This is a genomic window from Streptacidiphilus sp. P02-A3a (assembly GCF_014084105.1).
GTDB lineage: Bacteria > Actinomycetota > Actinomycetes > Streptomycetales > Streptomycetaceae > Streptacidiphilus.
The window spans coordinates 1,892,552-1,910,035 of sequence record NZ_CP048289.1 but is presented as its reverse complement, the minus strand read 5'-3'; the positions used below and the strand labels follow the sequence as shown (position 1 = coordinate 1,910,035).

The window sequence follows — 17,484 nt, the reverse complement described above, 5'->3', positions numbered from 1 at the left end:
CAGTCTCGCCCGCACGACCTACCCCCTGGATTCCGGACCGCTCCGTGGACCGACAGTCCGGCATTTACAACCGGAATATGGCGATGATCATGGAAATCATAGCCAATGCACAGGCCTTCCACCAATAACAGAAAGATAACAACCAGCAATGACCGAGAACGATCGGGCCGACACCGCATATCGGATCGCATTCGTCCCGTTCACCCCTGTTTGACACGGCAAATGCGCATAATCAACCGAAGGGGAACTCTGGCATTTTTTGCCCCCATGAGTACCGCGCAATACTCCCCTGCGAGGAGCACGACTGGGAGATTTCCAGGGCACGAACGGAACCCTGAAGCTCCCTGGGCCATAATCGCGGCGGGGCGCAGCCGACCCCACCCCGACCAGTGCCCTTGAGGAACCATGCGCATCCAAGCAACCACCACTTTGACGAGCGACGACATAGGCTCACTGACCGGACCGCTTCAGCGCTTCGAACGCATGCGAAGCCTTCCCGCTCTGGTCATCGTCGGCGCCATGGCCCTGCTCGCCCTGCTGGCCATGCCACCCCTCCCCGCGGCAACCGGCATCGCGGCCTTCCTCGCGGTCAGCGCCCTGGCCCTGACCTGGCGGCGCTCCGCCCGGCGGGCAACGGCCGCCGCTGAGGACTTCGCGGGCCCATACACCATCTCCCTCAGCGACAGCGGCATCACGACGAGCGGAGCCTCCGCCAGTGGCGAGTTGTCCTGGGACGAGGTCACCCACGCCACCAAGTCCCAGGGCGGCTGGCTCTTCGTTGCGAACAGGGGCAATGTCGCCATCCCGCTACCCACACGCCTGCTCAGCGATGCCGAAACAGGCCAGGTCCACCAACTCCTGAGCGCCTGGCCGATGCGCCGCTACCGCCGCACCCCCTGGTGAGCGCCAACGCCCTCACCCCAGTAGAGCGGCGAAACCCCATGGTGCGGCGCGACCAATCCAGTCACCGAACCCGCGCCTCTCCTTACCTTTACCATCCCAAGCCTCGCCACCAGCCTGTCATACCCGGCCTGATCAGGAACATCTCCCGCTTCGACTACGCGCAACAGACATCGATAGTAAGAGTAGGGTATGTATTCAAGGTAGGGCGCTTATAGGTGACCGCTCCGAATCGACGTACTTCAGAAACGACCGACAGCACGTAATGCTCAGCAGTGCTCCCACCGGGACACCGGCTGCCCCCGGTCCGAACGAAGGAAATCGGAGACAAAAGGCACCATGAGGAATATAAAACGCACACGCGCGTCGAGCGGAAGGCTGGCGGCGCTGCTCGCCGGGGCACTGACCGCGACCGTTCTGACCGCCGCACCGGCAGCAGTCGCCGCGTCCACACCAGCCGACCACTCGATCAATACCAGCGGGACCGGTAGCGGCGACGTCCCCGGCAGCAGATTCCTGACGTTGAATCAAGCCATGGCGCAGGCCCGGGCGTCCCACCGGCCGGTGGTGGCATCGTCGTTGACGACCACGACCGAGATGACCACCGCCAATGCCAATGGGACCCTGACGCTCACTCAGAACGCCCTCCCGAGCAGGGCTTTCCAGCACGGTGCCTGGAACGACCTGAATCCGACCCTGCGAGCGAACGCCGACGGCACGGTATCGCCGGTGGCAACCACTGACACGGTCGTGTTGTCCGGTGGCGGTCGCGGACCGGTCGCCGAGATGTACACCGGCGGCCAGGGTTTCAGTCTTCGTCTGCCGGTCACCCTGCCACGGCCCACCCTGTCAGGCGCCAGCGCCCGCTACGCCGATGTCCTGCCCGGCGTGGACCTGACCCTAACTGTCCTCGCCGACGGCGCCGTCAGCGACGTCTTCACCGTCCGCACCCGCGTGGCAGCTCACAACCCCCACCTTCCGGGGCTGCTGGACGCCACCGTCACCACCACCCGCGGACTGCGCCTGGCAACCGACCGGACCGGTGACCTGTCTGTCGCCGACGCCCACGGCCACCCCCTCTACACCGCACCCGCGCCGCACGCCTGGGACTCCACGGCTACGGCGTTGCCTGGGGGCGCCACCACCCACACCCGCAACGCCGCCCTTGCTCCGTCGGACTCCAGCGCTGACGCACCCGCCCACGGCGCCCACATCGCCACCCTGGCCGCCACCACTCACGCCACCTCCGCCGAAACTGGCGCGATCGACCTGGCTGCTCCGACAGCGCTGCTCAACGCCCCCGGCACGGTCTACCCCGTTTACGTCGACCCGACGTACTCGCCCACCTACGGCATCAGCGGCTGGTCCAGCCCCGGCTCGGGCGTCCCCTCCGAGAACTACTGGAACAGCACCGTCGACTCCGTCGACACCCCGCTGCTGTCCGAGGTCGGCAACAGCAGCTCCGTCCAGGACGAGGCGATGAGCCTGTTCGACTTCTCAGTCCCCTACTCGGCCCTGCACGGCGCGAAGATCTACGGCGTCTCGTTCGGGATCACCGAAACTTACTCCTGGGCCTGCCCCACGTCCGGTCACGACCAGGCAGTCGACCTCTACGCCCCCGCACAGGTCCTGACGTCCTCCAACGCCAACTGGAACGCCTGGTCCGGCAGTCTGGGCAGCACCGTCGCCTCCGACTCCTTCGCCCTGGGCTACAACTCCAGTTGCCCGGCCGGAGCCACTCCCGCCTTCAGCAGCAGCGCCCTGACCACTGACATCACCAACGACATCGCCAACAGCACCCACACACAGACCCTTGCGCTGCGCGCTGACGACCACAGCGACAATTACGCCTTCAAGAAGTTCGACCCCACCAGCGCAGAACTCGTCATCACCTTCGACAAGCACCCGAACGCTCCCAGCGGTCTGAAGACGATACCTGCCAGCAGCTGCGCCGGCAGCGTCTTGGGCGACACGAGCGTCACCCTCTACGCCACCCAGTCCACTCCCACCAGGAGCTCACTGACGACAACCTTCAACCTCTACAAGTCCTCCGACAGTGCCAAGAACAACCTGCTGACCAGTGCCAACGGCATCTCCTCAGACACTTGGACCGGAGCATCGGGACAGCAGGCCGTGCTCACCCTGTCCGAGTCCTTCTTCTCGAAGCAGGCCGGTGGCGTAGCGACCAGTTTCTCCTTCATCGCCGAAAGCACAGACACCACTCTGACCTCCGGCTGGACCGCAACTGCCTGCACCTTCAAGTGGGATCCGACCCGGCCTGGCGCACCCATCGTCAAGACCAATGCCTCCCCTCCCCCCGGTGCCAAGAGCTGCCTCACCCTTGACGGCACCGTCGGCAGTATCGAGCCAATAGGTAGCACCTGCGGCTTCACCCTCTCCCCCCTCACCACCGGTGGAACCAGCACCCCGATCTCCGGCTACCTGTACCAGACCAACCAGGCGGCTCCTATCCAATTGCCGGCAACTGGTTCAGCCAGTATCACCGTTCCACTGACCAATCTGGTCAACACGCTGACCGTCAGCGCACTGTCCGCCGGAGGCAACATCGGCTCCGCGACCACAGTGTGGTTCGACGGCGCCGGGCTGAACCCACCGGCCAACGACGGTGACCTCAACCTGGACGGCGTGCCCGACCTGATCGTCCCCGGCGGCACTGGTACCGAGTTCGGTCACGGCCTGTGGATGGCCGCCGGTACCGGCAACGGCGGCATCAGCACCCACCCGGTCAATATCGGGGTCACCGGGCTGGGGACCGACTACCAGGGCAAGCCAACCGACTGGGACGGCGCGCAGGCCATCACCGGCGACTTCTGCGGCAACGGGGCACAGGACGTCTTCGCGTACTTCCCCACTGGCGCCAACGCCGGAGGCGGTGATGTCGCCTGCAACGACGGCAGCGCCGGCCCGCTGCACGGAGCCAATCTCAACAGCGACACCGCGCCCAGTGTCATCCTGCCGGGAGCACTGATCGACGACAACAATGACAATGTCACTGACGTCGTCACCGCAGGGAACACCAGCGGCGAGGACACGGGCTTGCCAGACCTCCTCGCCACCGGCCCGGACGGGAACCTCTACCTCTACTACTCCACCACCTCGAACGGCTACAGCAATCCGTTCAGCTGCGTCGGCACCTGTGATGTGCTTACTGGTCTGCGCAGCCCCGACGGAACCAGTTGGAACAACTGGACACTGGCGACGGCGCAACTCTCCAGCGGGACGGCCATGTACCTGTGGAACCGTGGGACCGGAGCCCTGGACCTGTGGACCGGGCTGGCCGTCGACAACACCGGCACCACCCTGACGACCACCGGCCAATACACCATCACCGACGGTGTCAGCACCTTCTGGAACAAGGATGCGGCCGACCCCATCGTGCTGCGGGCAGCGGACATGACCGGCTCCGGTGTCCCCGACCTGTGGGCCACCGACACCATGTCCGGTGTCACCAGCAGCTATATGCCGTCCACCCTGAGTGCCAGCATGCCGGTGCCCACCTCCGGCGGCAGCAAGCCCCCGTCCGCAGACCACGCTTGGAGCTTCGAGGACATCGGTGCCAACATCTCCGGCACTCCGATCACCAGCACTGCCGACAGCTTCGGCACGCTGCCGCTCACTGGGGCCGCCGGCGCTGTCTGGAACAAGGGCGACACGTTCAGCCCGGACGTCCTCCTCAACACCGACAACGACGGCGTCACTCCCACGACTGGTGGCACCGGCGACCTGTCCACGACCGCCAACGCCGTCGACCTCACCAATAGCTTCACCGTCTCCGCCTGGGTCGACCCCGCCGCCTACAGCGCTGCCGTCCTGACCCAGGACGGCAACGCCGACTCGGGGCTCAGTGTGGCCGTCCAGAACGGCACCTGGTCCTTCAGCCTCAACACCGGCGCAGGCACCGCCTGGACTCTCGACACCATCACCGGCGGCACCGCACAGCTCAACACCTGGGCTCACCTGACCGCTACGTACAACCAAGGCTCCGGCGTCATGAACCTCTACGTCGACAATGTCTTCGTCGCCTCCGGCAGGCACGCCGCGCTCTCCAGCGGGGCCACCGGTCCCTTCCGCATCGGTGACGACTTCCGTGCCGGCAAGCACCAGGACTACTTCTCGGGCCGCGTCGCCGATGTCCAGACACTGGCTGGAACAGCGGTGCCACCCACCCAGGTCTCCGGGCTTGCCAGCTACCACCAGGCCGTCACGCCAACTCGCATCCTCGACACTCGCGCCCACGGCACCATGATCGCCTACGCGGGTACCACCGCGTCGTCCGCCGTCGCGGTCGGCGCCAGCACCGTCCAGGGGGGCACCACCACAATCCTGCAGATCGCCGACGATCCCGTCACCCCGGCGACCAGCGGCGCCCCCGACGCTATCCCCTCCAGCATCACCGCAGTGGCCGTCGATCTCACCGCCACCGGTGAGACCGGAGCCGCCTACCTCTCCGCTTATGCCGACGGAACAGAGCAGCCCCAGACGTCGTCCACCGACTTCTCCGCAAATGACACCGTCACCAGCTACCAAATCGTCCCCGTCGGCAGTGACGGCCGGATCGACCTGACCCTGGGCAGCAGCGGATTCACCACTGCCCTGATCGTAGACGTCACCGGCTACTACACCAGCGACAGCACCCTGATCGGCGACCAGACCTACAGTCCCCTGCCCAGCGCGACCCGGCTCCTGGACACCAGGACAAGCACCAACTACACCAACCTGACCAGCAGTCAGTACAACAGCACCAGCGGCGTCGTGGCCGACGGAACCAGCTTCACGCTGGCTGTTGGCGGCAACGACGGCATCCCAGCCAACGCTTCTGCCGTGGCCGTCGACCTCACCGCCGTCAACCAATCCGGCACCGGCTTCCTTGAGGCCTACGCCACCGGTGCGACACCGACCACCGGGTACACCAGCCTGAGCTTCGACACCAGCAGTGCATCCACCTCCATGGCAGCCGATGTTCCGATCGGCGCAAACGGCAGCATAACCATCAGCGTCCACGGTGCCGCCGCCGTCATCGCCGACATCGCCGGCTACTTCACCACCGGAACAAGCAGCCAGAAGTACCACACTGTCAACCCCACGCGCCTGGTCGACACACGCAGCGGCATCGGCGGCACACAAGGCAGCGTGGCCGCCTTCGGCACCTACACCCTGACCGCAGCCGACACCCAACTCATCACCACAGCCACCGTCCCAACCCTCGCCGCAACCCTCACCGTCACCGACGCCTCCGGTGACAGCGGCAACAGCACCGTGTATCCGACCGCAGCGGGCTTGCCCGTCACAGCCAACGTCAACTGGGCCCCCGGTTCCACTCGGGCGAACCTCACCCTCACCCCCACCGACGCCAACGGCAAGATCAGCATCTACAACCACAGCAGCGGCACCGTGGACTTCGTCCTCGACTGCAGCGGCTACTTCGACTGAGATCCAACGCATCACGCCTGCGGGGCTGACGCAATACGAGCCAGCCCCGCAGCACGTCCAGGGGGTCGCCGCCGACCGCAATGCGCGTCGGCTATGTCCACAACAGCCGGCCGTCGGAGCCAGCTGCGCTGGGCGGCCTTGATACCGGCCTCGAAGCGGCTCCCCGCGGTCAGGCGCTCCATGATGGCGGCCATCTACCGGCGGCGGTTCGACTGGAGGTACCCAGACACTGGGCTGCAGTCTCATCGGTCAAGCCGCTGCCCAAAAGGCGCAGGAGTTCGCGTTCGGTGTCGCTCGCACCGGTCGCGGGGTCGCCGGTGCGCTCGGCGGCGGCAGCGGCGTACGTCTCCAAGTCGCCGGCGGAGACAGTAGGGGTGCCCGGCGGGGCGTGGTGACCGAGGCGGCGACCGTGCGCAGCCCGAGCGGCTTGGTCAGCGCGGTTTCGGGGGTGACGGCGGTGGTGCTCAGGCCCAGGAGTGCGGCGTAGCGGGCGGCAGTGGTGGGCTGGTGGCGGTGGGCGGGCGGTCATGATCGCTCTTGGCCTCCGCCCACCCGGCACCGACATTGCCAACGGCCCTTCGCCGCACCGGGGTTTGCTGGCATAGTGCAGACCATGGGGGAATTCGTTGAGTTCAGCTTCGACGACCGGACCAGCGTGCTGATGGAGGTCTTCGCCGCGCCCAGCGGACTGGATGACACCGGCAGCGGCTCCCCCGAGGAGTCGTTCCCGGCAGCGGTGGCCCCGCTGACCCCGGTCGGGCGCACCTCCGAGGTGATCACCCGGGCCGGACGCTCCCTGGAGGACGTGCTGCGACCGCTCGTCCCCACGCTGGAAGCGGTCCACCGCACCGTCCTGCACATCCCGCACGCTCCGGACGAGGTGACCGTCACCCTCGGCGTGAAGCTGGCCAACAACCTCCAACTGGGCATCGTCGGAGGCCAGGGGGAGGCCAGCCTGACCATCGCCGCCACCTGGCGGATCAGCCGACCCCCCGAGGCGACCCCGGCCTCGGCCCCGACCCCGGCCTCGGCCCCCACCCGGCCCCCGGCCCCGTCCCCGGCCCCGGCATCAGCGGAAGTCGCCGTCCCGGCCGCCGCGCCCGGCACGGCCGCACCCCGGCCGACCGAACATCCCGCCGCCGGGGACTGACGGACCACCGGCCATGCTGACGGACGACTCCGAGACGGACGCCCCGGTACGCGACTCCCGGATAGCGGTCTACCGGGCCGGGGTGACAGACGCGATCGGCGGCGGCCTGGCCCTGCCCGGGGGCCTCGTCGTCACCTGCGCCCATGTGGTCAACCAGGCCCTCGGCCTGCCCAGGTTCAGCATCCCGCCGCCGGTGCCGCCCGGCGCGGTGCTGCCGGACCTGTTGCTGCTCCCGGCCACGGCGGGCGGCGCGCGGCGCGGCTGCGGCGCCCGGCTGCTGGAGTGGGTACCGGCCGAACGCCCGGACGGCGGGCCGATGTCGGCCGACCCGCGCGGCGAGTGGGAGGGGGACCTCGCCCTGCTGCGCCTGGAACCCGCCGACCCGCTGCCGGGCAACCCGCCGCCGACCCCGGCTGCCTGGGGGCATGCCCGGCGCGGGGACGCCGTGCTCGCCTGGTACGGACGGGACCACATCCGTCCGGTCGAGGCCCGGGTCCGGGCCGTGGCACCGACCTGGATCTCCATGTCCAGCGCCGGTTCCACGATCGGCTTCGTCCCCGGCATCAGTGGTTCCCCGCTCTGGCACCCGCAGCGGCAGCAGGTCCTCGGGCTGCTCGTCGGGGCGCAGGGCGGCGACGGCTTCGCCATCCCGACCCGGCAGGTCTGGCGGCACCTCGGGCACCTGCTGCCCGTCCTGCCCGAGGACCTGCCGATCGAGCCCGAGCTACGCGAACTGGTGTTACGGAGTTTGGACGACCTGAGCGGACTCGGGCAATGCGCGGCCTGGTTGAGCAAGGAGCTGACCCTGCGGCAGCCGATCCCGACCCCGGTGGCGCCGGAGGCGCTGTTCGCCGCCGCCGCTCAGTGGGACGAGCGCGGGGCGGTCACCCTGCTGGCCGCCGCCGACCGCTACGCGGGTTCGCCGGAACAGCGGCAGCTGGTGCGGGCCGAGACCCGACGGCTCCACCCCCGGCTGGTGCTGACCGTGAGCGAGTACCACGAGCTGCTGTCCCGGCTCGACTCCGCCGGGCCGCGGCTGCCCACGCCGCTGGAGCTGGTCCGGTTGGCCCTCCCCTACGGCCCGGAGCCCGACTTCACGCTCACCGGCCCGGCGGACGCGGTGGGCTACGTCGAGCCGTACTCACGCGGCCCGCACCAGCTCCCGGCGGTGATCGGGCTGGCCGAGCACGCCGCGGCGCGGACCTCCGACCCGCGGCTGCGCACGCTGCTGTGGATGTGGTCGGCCAGAGTGGCCACCAGGCTGGCGGTGGAATCGCAGGTGGAGGCGCTGCGCACGGACGCACAGCAGGCCTGGGACGCGGCGGCCAGTGCGGCCGTGCGGCTGGTCCGGGTACAGGTCGAGCTGCTGCGGGCGAACGAGGGCTACCGCTGCGCGATCGCGGTCCGCGACGGCGACGGGGTGACCCGGGTCGCCCTGCGCGAGCACACCCCGCGCGGCCTGGACGAGATCGCCCGGTCGCTGTCCCGGATCATCGAGGCCGAGTCGGCGCTCCATGACCACGGCCTGGTGGTGGAGTTCCTGGTCGAGCCGACGCAGTTGGACCTTGAGCTGGAGTGGTGGGAGCTCGCCTCCTACCACGGTGTCGCCCGCGAGCTGGGCACGAAGTACCAGGTGCTGCTGCGGAGGCCCCGGCAATGGCGCAGGCATGCGGTGACCCGGCGCTGGCGGCAGCTCGGCCGGACCGAGCCGGTGGTGGTCGACGTCCAGGACGGGCCGGTCGATGGCCGCGCGCTGTACAAGCAGCTGATGCTGGCCGAGGACGTCGGTTGCGTGGCGATCCGGGCGGACCGGAAGACGGCGCTGAATCTGGCCTCCTTGGCGGCCTGCGAGGGCATTCCGGCGGTGCTCTGGCTCCGCCGACCGGACTGCGCCGACGCCGACGGATCGCTGCGGGGCCTGGTCTCCGGCGGTGGTGTCAGGGAGCTGCCGCAGCGGGTCCGACGGCGGCGGATCGAGGCGTCGCCCCGGACCGGCGGCGCCGAACTCGTGGGTCATCACCTGGCCCTGATCTGGGAGGACCCCGACTGGACCTTCCCCGACCCCGACCTGACCCCGCCCCTGTACCCGACCCTGTACCCGACCCAGGAGGACTGACCCGTGACCAGCGGATCCCCGGCCAGTAACCCGCCGACTAACCCGCCGACCCCTGCCCCGCGGACCGGCGGGGCCACGTGGCGGATCTTCCACGGCGACGGCAGCGTCCGGACCGAGCCGGTGGCCTGGCCGCCCGCCCCGCCCTGGCGGCGGTTCGGCGGCCCGGACGGCGGCCCGGAGACGACCGTCGCGGGCGCGGCGGGCGCGGTGCGGGTGGCCGACTACTACGTCGAGGAGCGCGAGGCCGACGTGGTCAACGCGGCGCTGCACCTGCACCGGCCGCTCCTGGTCACCGGCCGTCCCGGCACCGGCAAGTCCACCCTGGCCAGCGCCATCGCCCAGGAGCTGGGCCTCGGCACGGTACTCCGCTGGCCGGTGAACAGCCGCACCACCCACGTCGACGGGCTGTACCGGTACGACGCCATCGCCCGGTTGCGGGACAGCCAGTACCGCAGCACCCCGCCGGACATCGGCGAGTACATCAAGCTCGGCCCGCTGGGCACGGCGCTGGCGGACAGCAGCCCGGGGCATCCCCGGCTGCTGCTGATCGACGAGATGGACAAGAGTGACCCGGACCTCGCCAACGACCTCCTGGTGGTGTTCGAGGAGGGCGGCTTCGAGATTCCGGAGCTGGCCCGGCTGCGGGACCAGGAGACCCCGGTGGACGTCCACCTGTCCGGGACCAGGGCCACCGTCCCGGTACGCGAGGGGCAGGTCCGCTGCTCGCAGTTCCCGGTCGTGGTGATCACCAGCAACGGCGAGACCGACTTCCCCCCGGCCTTCCTGCGCCGCTGCGTGCGGCTGGAACTGAACCCGCCGGACGACACCCGGCTGCTGCGGATCATCGAGGCCCACCTCGGCCCGGAGGCCGCCGAGGACCCGGACACCCGCGAACTGCTCGACCAGTTCCTGCGGCTGCGCGACCAGGAGCAGCAGGAGCTCGCCACCGACCAGCTGCTCAGCGCGGTCCATCTGCGGCTGAACCAGGTCGGTTTGGAGCCCGAGGTGCTGCGGGAGGCGGTCCTGCGACCGCTGGACGACCCGGCCCGGCCGTGACGTCCGGCATCGACCGGGTGCGCGCGGCGCTGCGCCGACAGGACGTCGACCCCTCGCACGAGGAATTGCTGGACATCCTCTGGCTGGCCCGGGCCATGGCCAGGGACGACGGCGGCACGGTCCGGCGTTGGGCCAACGGCGCGGACCCGGCCGCCGACCCGCTCGTCCCGGCCGAGGGACCGGCGGCGGCCGAGCCCGGCAGCCAGCTCCAGGATCCGGCGAAACCGGCGGCGAACCCGCGCGAGCGGCTGCACGCTCCGGCGCGGCTCCCCGGCACGTCCAGTCCCGGGCGTCCGGTCCGGGTTCCCGGGCGGCTGCCGATCAGCGACCCGCTCCAGCTCCGGCGGGCGCTGCGACCGCTGCGCCGCTACCGCCGCCCGAGCTGGACCCCGCACCTGGACGAGACCGCCACCGCCAACCTGATCGCCGAGACCTCGCTGCTCCAGCTGGTCCACCGGTCCGAGGCGCTGCGGTCCAGGGACCTGCTGCTGGTCGTCGACGACGGCACCTCGATGCGGCTGTGGCAGGACATGGCCGCCGAGTTGCAACGGCTGCTGCGGAACCTGGGGGCGTTCCGCCGGGTGATCGCCATCGGCCTGGACAGCGACCGGGCCGAGCGGGCGGTGGTGCACACCCGGCCGTTCGGGACGCGGCGGGGGGCGCTGCCGCGCCGCGGCGGTCCCCGGCACTCCTCCACCGTGCTGATGTTCTCGGACGGGGTCGGCGCGGGCTGGCGGTCGGGGGTGATGCGGGCGTTCCTGGAGCAGCAGTGCGCCCACAGCACGGTGGCGGTCCTCCAGCCACTGCCGCCGACGCTGTGGTCCGGCACCGCGCTCCAGCCGACCCGGCTGGCTCTCACCGCGCCGCTGGGCGGAGCCGCCAACCGGCTTCTGGGCAGCAGCGATCCGCTGCTGCCGGACGTGGTCGCGATGCTCCCCGGACTGCCGGTGCCGCTGATCGAGCTGTCCCCCGGTCAGCTGCGGGACTGGGCGGTGCTGGCCGCCACCGGCGGCACGGTCACCCTGCCGGTCATCGACGCCCGACCGCCTGTCCCGGTCCCGGCCGTCGAGGCCGCCCACGGGGCCGCCGCCACCGGGGGCGCCACCGGACCGCCGTCCGCGCCGGAGCGACTCGCGGCCTTCCGAACCGCCGCCTCCCCGCAGGCCTTCCGGCTCGCCGCGCACCTCTCCACCGTGCGACCGCTCACCCTGCCGGTGATGCGGGTGGTGCAGGAGGCGGTACTGCCCGGGAGCCACCCCGGCTACCTGGCCGAGGTCTTCCTCGGCGGCCTGCTCCGGGCGACCTCCCCGCGCGCCGCCCCGGCCGACGCCGTCTACGCGCTGCACCCGGGCGTCGCCGATCTGCTGATGTCGGCGGTCGACACCGGCGACGCGCTGAACACGGTCCGCGTCGTGTCCGCCTACCTGGAGCGGCCCACAGCCCGGACCGCGTCGCTGAGCGCGATCCTCGCCGACCCGCACGGCAGTGGCCGGATACCCGACGTCGGAAACACCTTGGCCGAGGTCGGCGGCCCGTTCCTGCGCTACCTCGGCATCCTGCCGCCGACCCCGGCGTCGGCCCCGACCCCGAACCCGGCCTCGACCCGGCCCCCGGCGGAACCGGCCGCGCTCGAATCCGCTCGGCCAGAGACCGACCGCACCCGGTCACAGCTCGACCGGTTGACGGAGCGGCTGGCGGTGGAACGGGCCGGGTCGGGTGCGCGGCACCCGGACGTCGCGGCCCTGGAGCTGCGCCTCGCCGCCCTGCTGGTCGACACCGGAGCGCTGACCGAGACCGCGTCCCTGGTCAAGCAGGTGCTCGCGGGCCAGCGGCTGAACCCGGGTTCCGGCGCGCGGCCGACCTCGCAGGAGCAGCGGCTGCTCCAGGAGCTGGTGGAACGGCTCACCGGCCGCGAGCCGCAGGCGGCTCCGGGCAGGTTCGCCGAGGCGATCAGCCTCGCTGCCGAGCTGAACCAGATCCCGGGCCTCTACCCGCTCGACTGGCTGATCGACGCTCTCTGCCCGCCCGCCCCGCGCGCGGACGCCCGGTACCAGCTCACCCGGATCAGGGAGGCCCTGTCCCGGACGGGGGACAGCACCGCCGCCCTGCTCACCGCGCTGCGCGACGCCGCCGACGCGGTGAACGCCGCCGACGCCTCGGCCGCGTACGGCCGCAGCCTGGCCGCCCTGCGGGAGGACCGGGACCGCCACCGGGCCGGAACCACCGTCGAGGAGCGGGAGGCCGCGCGGCCGTACTTCTTCCTGAGCTATGCGCACACTCCCGGGACGGGATCGTCGGGACACGATCCGAACCTCTGGGTGTACCGGCTCTACGACGACCTCTGTGAGGCGATCACGGAGATCGCGCCCCATACCGAGGGCGTCCCGGTGGGTTTCATGGACCGGGGCATGCACCTGGGCGAGGGCTGGGCCGAGCGGGTCTCCGAGGCGCTGGCCAACTGCCGGGTGTTCGTGCCGCTCTACTCGCCGCGTTACTTCCGAAGCGAAACCTGCGGGCAGGAGTGGTCGTGCTTCGCCAGCCGCCCGGTGGTGCGTAGCGGGGCCGACAACGACCCGTCGGGAATCGTCCCGGTGTTGTGGGTGCGGGTTCCCCGAGAGAACCTGCCCGAGGTCGCCGCCCGCATCCAGTTCCTCCACCCCAGCCTCGGCACGGACTACCGCAACGAGGGAACGCTCGCGCTCAGTAAACTCGGCTACTTCCGGGAGTCCTACGAACTCGTGGTGCACCGGCTGGCGCAGCGCATCGTGGACGTGGCCGAGTCGGTGGAGATCGAGACCGGCACCACCGAGAACCTCCTCTCCCGCGTCAGCGCCTTCGCCGCGCCGCCGCCGTCCCGGCAGATGCGGATATCCGTGCTGGCCTGCGATACCCGGCGGTTGCCGCCGGGGCGGGCGGACCTGAGCTACGGCTCGAACGCCTTGGACTGGCAGCCGTACTGGCGCGAGAGCGACCTGTCGCTGGCGCAGCACGCGCAGAGCGTTCTGCGGAAGCTGAACTTCCACACCAGTGTCCATCTCTTCGAGGACGAGGCCGAGTTGCTGCTCGCCCCCTCGGGTTCCGGCCCCGGTGGGGCGGGCCCGGGGCCCAGCGCGCCCGGGGTGCTGCTGCTGGACCGCTGGGCGCTGCTCGACCCGGAGCGACGGGCACTGGTGAAGCGGTTCGACGAGCTCAACCCGGGCTGGGTGAGCGTGCTGGAACCCTGGGCCGAGGACGACCCGGACCGCCGCGACGCCGAGGACGGCCTCGGCGAGCTGGCCGGGCAGATCCTGCGCCGCAAGCGCGGCGAGAATCGGATCCAGGACGGCCTGCCCACGCTGGCGGCCTTCGACCGGGAGCTCCCGCTTGCCGCGCTCCGGGCGCTGCGGGGCTTCGAGGACCGGATCCGGGAGCAGCGGCCCGAGCCCCCGGGCCGCCCCCGGCCCAGCCTGCGGGACGCGCTCACCGGCGGCGCGCCCCGGGGCAGCGGCGCGCCAGGCAGCGGCACCGACCACGGCACCCCCGAGACCGGCAGCGCGAAGCCTGGCAGCACCATGGCGGACCCGGCGGAGGAGAATCGATGACCGACAACCGAACAGCGGCGGCGCGGGCCACGAGGAACGGCGGCCCCTAGGGAACTGCTCGCCCACGAGGCATGTGCTCGCATCGGAGTCATTCTGCCGGGTCTCGTCCTGAGCTGCTGGTTCGCCAAGTGGATCGAGACCACGCTCGGAGGCGACGCTCACCTTGCTCATTTTCGGTCGCACGTTGCCTCCCGACACCTTACGCTCCCGCGAATGACCTCCAGGGCGAACGAGACCGCCATCAAGCAGTGGAACACCTCGACCACGCGCGAAGCGATGGAAACGACGGCGGAGGACGGGGACTTCGCCAAACGGCACCTGGTCAATCCCACCCTGCTGCGGCAGCATGGTCCTGATGGCGATCCCCGACTGGAAGCCCGCGATGCGAGCCTGCGTGGATGCGGTACGCCCGGGCGGCCTGTTCGTCTTCGCTCTGGTTCACCCTGCCTTCGAGCAACTGCTGAGTACCTGGCAGAAGCACAGCGCATACCGCGTACAGCGGTACCTGGAGGAGTACGAGATCGTCGGAGCCATCGCATCTGACTTCCACCGCCCCCTCTCGGCATACCTCAACGAACTCGCCTCCCTCGGCTGCCGCCTGCGTGAGGTCGCAGAGCCAGGGCTCGACCCTGCCGTAGCAGCAGCGGCCCGGTCTGCTACTCCGGCGATTGACAGTTACGTCTGCCTGCCGAACTTCCTGTTCGTCTCAGCCGAGGTGTCCGCCTGAGTGGTTACGGAACAGTCCTTGGCGCTTTATTGAGCAATAGCTCGTCCACCGAGCCGCTGAGGCTGAGAAGCTGTTGTCCTTCCGGGCTTGAGGGCTACGTCTTTGCTGGTCAGGCATAGGGTTGGCGGCCCCGTGGAAGCCCGAAGCCGTCGCCGTACGATCCAGCGACAGGGGTCGGGGACGCCGGCAGGAGAATCGCCTAGGACGCTGGACTTCGACCGCTGGACGGCCGCGTGCGTGAGCGTCTGGCCGCTGGTAGCTGGCGGACAGCCCGGTGAGCTGGACGTGACCACCGGCCAAGCACTCCTTCCGCCTCCGTCAGGCAGCGCGGATGAGCTCGCGGAACTCTGCGACACCCGGCGCAGTGAGGTAGGCGTCCAACTGCCCGCTGACCTGGCGCACCTGCTCCAGGCAGCGGCTCGCGCCAATGCGGCTGGCGATCTGGTGCGACTCGGTGAGCAGCACCACCGCAGCTTCGGGATCACGCTGGGCGAGCAGGCCCCTGGCCTGGTACGTGAGGAAGACAGCGCGCGTCTTGTCCCGGGCTACCGGCAGCAGGTTGATGCCCTCGGTGATGCGGTCGTAGGCGTCGTGCGGGCGGCCCAGTGCGAGGAGGCAGCCCCCCTCGTCAACCGCTAGGTCGGCCGCAGACATCCAGGCGCACCACTCCGGAGCTGGGTCGGCGGCGGAAGCGGCCAATGCCCGGCCGGAGGCGTCCAGGGCTCGGTGTGTCGCCCTGGACTCCCCGAGGGCAGCGTGGGCACGGGCCTTGCGCAGGTGAAGCAGTGATCGGGCGACCGGATGGAGCGGCGCGGAGAGAGCGCTGTCCAGGAGTGTTACGGCGATGCGGGGGTTGTCCTGCCACAGTGCTTGGTAGGCGAAGTCCGCCACGATGCCGGCACCGAGGTCCCGATCGCGGGCGGCGTGTGCGCTGCGCAGCGCCGCGTCCCACCGGCGACCGGCTACCGCGTGCTGCTCCTGGTCGAAGGCGTACCAGCCGTAGGCAACGGCCACGCTGGCGGCTAGGTGGTGCAGGCGCATGCCGACGGTCTGGTTGTAGCGGCCGTGTTCGATCAGGTTGGTGACAGTGTCCAGGTGGGCGTCCAGCAGACCGGCGGTGTGCTGGCGCTGCTCGGTCGGCAGGCTGATCAGGTGCGCCGCTGTGCCTTCCAGCCAGCTGACCAGCTCGACATCCACCCATTTCCCGTCCAGTACCCCGGACAGGCGCCCGGGTTCCAACGCCGCCCACTGGTTGGCCAGGCCGACCAGGGCGAGTCCGGTGAACAGGGTGAACGATCGTCGGTCCATCGTGGCTCCGTGGGACTCGCGCAGTGCTTGCAGGGTGTAGCGGGACTCGAACGGCAGTGGTTCCTCGTAGGCGGGTAGCCAGTACGGCCACTCCACCTCGCGTATCCGACTCTCCGGTATCCCGAGGGCATCTGCGATCAGAATCTGTGAATCCGTCCCCGGCACGGCGACTTTGTGCTCCCACTTCCACACCCGGCGCCGATCGGTGCCCGAGCGCAGCCCCCGCGCAGCGGCGGCCTGGCGGATCAGGCGGGCGAGGTCTTCCTGGGACCAGCCGTACAGCGATCGTGCATACGCCAGTGGATGTGTGGTCAGCTCCACCTGCCGCACCCTCCGGGGCCGATCGTACGCCCGCGGACGACCTGCGGTCAGTGCCCCCGTCGGAGACCGGGACGACAGCGGGACGACACCCAGGACCTGGCCGTAGACCCTCGCCTCACCTGTACTGGATGCAAGCCCAGGACGTGCAAGGTCGAGCAAGGGCTTTGACTCGGGAGGTAGTTGTGGGACTACGGTTCATCGGTAAGGACGAGCAGTCGCCCGGCGGGCGGTCGCCCACGGTCTGGGTGGACGAGGAGTCCAAGACCATCGTGATTCAGGGCTGGCGGCTGGGCGGCGAGGCTATGGCCGACGTCCAGAGCACCGGGCCGGTACCGCCGCACGAGACCGTGCTGCGCCTACCGTGGTGAAGCTTTGCTCGAACGCCTTCGACACGGCCTGGGCGCGGGCGACCCCGCATGAGGAGTACCGGGCCAGCTGAGCCCTGCCGATCAGGATTCACGCCGACCGTGCACCAGTCCTCCAGCGTCCAGGCGGCCGGCTGTGGCGGGATCGTGAGAGTCCAGCACGGCCGGACCGTCGCCTCCTCTGGTGACAGGCTGGCCTTGTCCGCCGGACATCCGGTCGCTGAACGTCTGCACCACCAACCCAGAGGAGACGTGAGATGCAGAACACGCTCGTCCGCCCGTGGGGGCTCCGTCGAATGCGCTCGTACGCCGTGCTCCACGAGGTGCCGTTCACCACGGTCGAGGTGAACACGGTCGATCAGCTCGGCGTCTTCCGCGACGCTGAGGGCACGGTCGTTGAGATGGGGAAGCACGGCACGCTGAAGGGCACCAACAAGCAGACGCCGGGCAGCACCAACCAGGACAGCCGCAGCGACCCGGACTACCAGCAGGACAGTGACCAGGACTGA

General features: G+C 70.1%; 10 protein-coding genes. 9 read left to right on the top strand and 1 reads right to left on the bottom strand.

The window, feature by feature from the left end; genetic code table 11:
• Positions 1-483 precede the first annotated feature (483 nt).
• The 7 genes from GXP74_RS08665 to GXP74_RS08635 all read left to right on the top strand — a co-directional run bounded on the left by GXP74_RS08665 (position 484) and on the right by GXP74_RS08635 (position 14,981).
• Positions 484-903: a YcxB family protein gene (locus tag GXP74_RS08665; RefSeq protein WP_182450811.1), complete on the top strand. Its 420-nt coding sequence runs from the start codon at positions 484-486 to the stop codon at positions 901-903.
• Positions 904-1,629: 726 nt separating this feature from the next.
• Complete coding sequence (locus tag GXP74_RS08660) at positions 1,630-6,351, top strand: LamG-like jellyroll fold domain-containing protein (protein WP_182450810.1); 4,722 nt, start codon at positions 1,630-1,632, stop codon at positions 6,349-6,351.
• 613 nt (positions 6,352-6,964) lie between these two features.
• Positions 6,965-7,501 (top strand): CU044_2847 family protein, encoded by a 537-nt coding sequence (locus GXP74_RS08655; RefSeq protein WP_182450809.1) that lies wholly within the window; start codon positions 6,965-6,967, stop codon positions 7,499-7,501.
• 13 nt (positions 7,502-7,514) lie between these two features.
• Positions 7,515-9,617 (top strand): trypsin-like peptidase domain-containing protein, encoded by a 2,103-nt coding sequence (locus tag GXP74_RS08650; RefSeq protein WP_182450808.1) that lies wholly within the window; start codon positions 7,515-7,517, stop codon positions 9,615-9,617.
• Positions 9,618-9,620: 3 nt separating this feature from the next.
• Entirely contained in the window at positions 9,621-10,673 is a 1,053-nt protein-coding gene (locus GXP74_RS08645) for a MoxR family ATPase (protein ID WP_182450807.1), read from the top strand.
• Positions 10,670-14,254: a TIR-like protein FxsC gene (locus GXP74_RS08640; protein ID WP_182450806.1), complete on the top strand. Its 3,585-nt coding sequence runs from the start codon at positions 10,670-10,672 to the stop codon at positions 14,252-14,254. Before GXP74_RS08645 ends, GXP74_RS08640 begins: the two co-directional genes overlap by 4 nt.
• 355 nt (positions 14,255-14,609) lie before the next feature.
• Positions 14,610-14,981, top strand: a complete 372-nt coding sequence (locus GXP74_RS08635) for a hypothetical protein (protein WP_225447793.1) — start codon at positions 14,610-14,612, stop codon at positions 14,979-14,981.
• Between the two features lie 318 nt (positions 14,982-15,299).
• Here GXP74_RS08635 and GXP74_RS08630 read toward each other — a convergent pair whose 3' ends face one another.
• The gene (locus GXP74_RS08630) at positions 15,300-16,385 is read right to left on the bottom strand and encodes an XRE family transcriptional regulator (protein WP_182450805.1); all 1,086 of its coding nucleotides are present in this window, start codon (positions 16,383-16,385) and stop codon (positions 15,300-15,302) included.
• A gap of 407 nt (positions 16,386-16,792) precedes the next feature.
• Here GXP74_RS08630 and GXP74_RS08625 point away from each other — a divergent pair, with 407 nt between their 5' ends.
• Positions 16,793-16,978: a hypothetical protein gene (locus GXP74_RS08625; RefSeq protein WP_182450804.1), complete on the top strand. Its 186-nt coding sequence runs from the start codon at positions 16,793-16,795 to the stop codon at positions 16,976-16,978.
• 254 nt (positions 16,979-17,232) lie between these two features.
• Positions 17,233-17,484, top strand: coding sequence for a putative ATP-grasp-modified RiPP (gene tgmA / locus GXP74_RS08620; protein ID WP_182450803.1), 252 nt, complete (start codon positions 17,233-17,235; stop codon positions 17,482-17,484).

Bases quoted from the DNA above. Each gene is read 5' to 3' on its own strand.
- GXP74_RS08665 (WP_182450811.1), top strand. From the start codon at position 484: ATGCGAAGCCTTCCCGCTCTGGTCATCGTCGGCGCCATGGCCCTGCTC.
- GXP74_RS08655 (WP_182450809.1), top strand. From the start codon at position 6,965: ATGGGGGAATTCGTTGAGTTCAGCTTCGACGACCGGACCAGCGTGCTG.
- GXP74_RS08650 (WP_182450808.1), top strand. From the start codon at position 7,515: ATGCTGACGGACGACTCCGAGACGGACGCCCCGGTACGCGACTCCCGG.
- GXP74_RS08635 (WP_225447793.1), top strand. From the start codon at position 14,610: ATGGCGATCCCCGACTGGAAGCCCGCGATGCGAGCCTGCGTGGATGCG.
- tgmA (WP_182450803.1), top strand. From the start codon at position 17,233: ATGCAGAACACGCTCGTCCGCCCGTGGGGGCTCCGTCGAATGCGCTCG.